This window comes from Candidatus Protochlamydia sp. R18 (assembly GCF_000648255.1).
Lineage (GTDB): Bacteria > Chlamydiota > Chlamydiia > Chlamydiales > Parachlamydiaceae > Protochlamydia > Protochlamydia amoebophila.
The window spans coordinates 1-3,039 of sequence record NZ_BASL01000632.1 but is presented as its reverse complement, the minus strand read 5'-3'; the positions used below and the strand labels follow the sequence as shown (position 1 = coordinate 3,039).

3 protein-coding genes and 1 pseudogene are annotated in these 3,039 nt (G+C 32.1%); 2 read left to right on the top strand and 2 right to left on the bottom strand.

Going from position 1 to position 3,039, the window contains the following annotated elements; genetic code table 11:
* Positions 1 to 266 precede the first annotated feature (266 nt).
* Positions 267 to 440 (top strand): annotated as a pseudogene (locus tag TY19_RS14025) (IS982 family transposase); the annotation flags it as partial.
* 30 nt (positions 441 to 470) lie between these two features.
* Here TY19_RS14025 and TY19_RS02820 read toward each other — a convergent pair.
* The gene (locus tag TY19_RS02820; RefSeq protein WP_042279979.1) at positions 471 to 1,181 is read right to left on the bottom strand and encodes a hypothetical protein; all 711 of its coding nucleotides are present in this window, start codon (positions 1,179 to 1,181) and stop codon (positions 471 to 473) included.
* Positions 1,182 to 1,776: 595 nt separating this feature from the next.
* Positions 1,777 to 2,199, bottom strand: a complete 423-nt coding sequence (locus tag TY19_RS02815; RefSeq protein WP_226988471.1) for a M48 family metalloprotease — start codon at positions 2,197 to 2,199, stop codon at positions 1,777 to 1,779.
* A gap of 281 nt (positions 2,200 to 2,480) precedes the next feature.
* Between TY19_RS02815 and TY19_RS02810 the strand changes: the two genes are divergently transcribed.
* The gene (locus TY19_RS02810) at positions 2,481 to 2,849 is read left to right on the top strand and encodes an IS630 transposase-related protein (protein ID WP_042279972.1); all 369 of its coding nucleotides are present in this window, start codon (positions 2,481 to 2,483) and stop codon (positions 2,847 to 2,849) included.
* The last annotated feature ends 190 nt before the right edge of the window (positions 2,850 to 3,039 follow it).

The following is a 3,039-nucleotide window of genomic DNA, read 5'->3' as shown; positions in this document are numbered from 1 at the left end:
AAATCTTCTGGTTTCAAGTTTTTAATGTTCTCAAATCTCATATCACCTCAGATTTTTGGCGATATAATAGCTTAAACGTCATTAAAATTCAGGTTTCAGAAGAACTCTATTATAAAAATCTCTGGATATGATGCTATTATGAAAAGGTGTGGTTGATTCAATGGTGATAATCCTTAAAACCTTAATTGACATAAACAAAAACTATACATTTTTTAATAAATAGCTTTGCGGTTAAGCCTATGTTTACTTTTTTTTATTATCGACCTTTAGAGACAGTTAACGATCACTTAACAATATTTCTCAAATTGAGAATACTCGACATCGTAATATAGGTAATTTTTTGGTAAATATGCTAGCGAGCTTGCTGCATATAGTCATCAACAGAAGAAGCGTTTTTAAATTTTAGAGAAGTGAAATTCTATGTAGCTATTGCTGCTTGAAACCCAAAGTTCAGGTTAGTAAGATGGAAATTATTGGTCCCAGATAGGGGCTAATTTTCGCCCGTTTTTACCCCAGATATTTACCAAGTAGCTAACTTGATTAATTTGATCAGGATAATCGTGGGCGAGAATCTTTTTTAAACATTCTCTTGGCGCGTCGCTGTATAGATAACCAAGTCGTTCGCTAATAATTTTGCAAACAGATGGTTTAGCATGCTCAATTGTTAAGCGTATGAGTTTGGAATCAGAAGGAATTTTTAACTCTTTTACAAAGTAGCGCATTAAAAAAGCATCATCCGTTGCTTGAACTTCTATTATTTTACTATATTGCTTAAGAATATCCCTAGCTAAATGATCAATGCTCTCAATTGTAGCTGGTTTTAAACTGCTTTGCGTTTTGAATTTTTGATAAATAACTTTCAATTCCTGTTCCATTTTGTTGGAATAAAAGTTACTAATTTCATCATCAAGCCATTTATCAAAAAAGCTATGAGAGCTCAGAGGAGCTAATACTCGCCAAATTGCAATTTCTTCTGTAGGAAGCTCATTTAATACTTCAATTGGAATGTCAGGATCTTGGATATGCAACCATTCTGCAAAAGCATCTTTACAGACAGCTTTTACTTTAGCTTCTAATAATGCGGGAGCTGAAACAGCCTTATTAAGTCGCCCTGTTTTGCATGAAATATCTTGGTTGCTATGATAGCATCGCTCGGGTGAAGAAATGTGTGAATGAATCATAAATCTCCTTGATTGAAATTGTTAATTGTAAACAAATTAAACCTATTCTATTTTAGATGAATGATTCATTTTCAGTTTATCTGGTATTTTTTGATAAATTTTTCTTTCATTATGTTCTCATGATCAAAAAATAATTATTCTAAGCCTTAACACAAATAAAATCAAAGGGTTGCTTCAAAATTCAGCAGCTCTTTTACTGCTTTGTAATTAAATCCTTACTTAACTAGAAAGAAAAGAAATGAGATATGTAGAATTTGTTTAACTTGATGTTAAATCACTTTTATAAACTAGCCCAATCGCTTCTCACATATCAAAAACTGATCTGCCTTTTTTCTTGCAGCAATAAAATTAATAAGCATTTTGCCTATTTGTCTGGCTGATTTTTCTATATTAAAAATAGGGTAAATTCTTTGACCATTATATTCGATTGCTAGTTTAATCATAGAAAGTTTTGCTGTCACTCTGTTAAGACGGCCTTTTAAATATGGTTGAAGTAGTTTATTAATTCATTAAATAGTTTCTAATTTTACCAGAAATCCTGTCTATTGATTAAATGTTATAATTCCTTTCTGTTGTAATACACGTTCTATTTTTTTTAATCTGCTTGCAGTTGAAGGATGCAACAAATCCAATCAGTTTTCACCGTTAGAGGAGATGCCGAGTTTTTTTCATATAGTTGTGCGGCTTTCCACAAGTTAGTTTGTTGTAAACTCATTAAAAATCTTCTTCCGCCTTTTAACTCTTCAACAAAACTTTCAGTTATCGCTAAATCATCTGCTTTTCCTTCGCGATATTGAGAAAATATGGCTTGAGCAATAAACGTTATACTTATAGTTATTAAAAGTGCAGGAATTATAGGCAGCATGAAATCAGAAAATGCAGCTGCAGCTATTGAGCAAATAGCAGTTATCAAGAGCATAGTAAAACAATCGTTATTTTTAATGTGGCAGGCTTCATGTTTCATTACCCAATGGCAGGCATCTTTATCTACCTTATGAAATTGAAGAGCTACCCAGATGATAGCATCGCCTTTAGTAAAAAAATTCGTGCCTTGAGCTCCGCAGAACCCTTAGATTAAGTTTTTCAATTCGATTGAACATTGCTTGAGAGTTTTTTGCCAACTTTTATATTTATTTCATCCAACAATTGCATGAGAACTTATTGTTTAGGATGATTAAGTTTTGATTTTGAAAAAAGGATGCAAATAGGTGTCTTTGATTGAATAGTGTCACTAAACATCTTTATATAGTTAGTTGAATTTAAACTTGCATATAAGATATAGTTTGACTTAAAAAAATTATGGCATACTCCAAAGATTTAAGGCAAAAAGCACTCAACTATTTAGAAGCTGGACATTCTGCAGAAGAAGTCAGACAAGTTTTCGGTGTAGCATTGAGAACAGTGTTTAACTGGCTGAAGCGTCAAAGAAATGGATGTTTAGAAGATAAACCAAGAAAAAGATATCCAATTAAAATTGATAATGATCAACTAAAAAGCTATATCAAAAAACATCCCGATAGTTATTTGAAAGAGATAGCGAAAGAATTTAATGTAGACCCTTCCTCTATATTTTATGCTTGTAAAAGGCTTAAAATCACTTTAAAAAAAAGGCCTTATTTTACAAAGAAAGAGACGAGAAAAAACGTGAGGAGTTTAAAAAAGAATTAGAAAAGATAGCAAAAGAAGATCGTGTTTATATTGATGAAAGTGGAATCAATGAATGTCTGCAACGTCATCGTGGGCGAGCTTTTAGAGGAGAGAAAGTTTATTCAGCAGTATATGGTCATCGTTTTGCAAGGGAAAGCTTTATAGCAGCTAAATGCCAATCTAAAATTTTTGCTCCTTTTTGCTATACAGG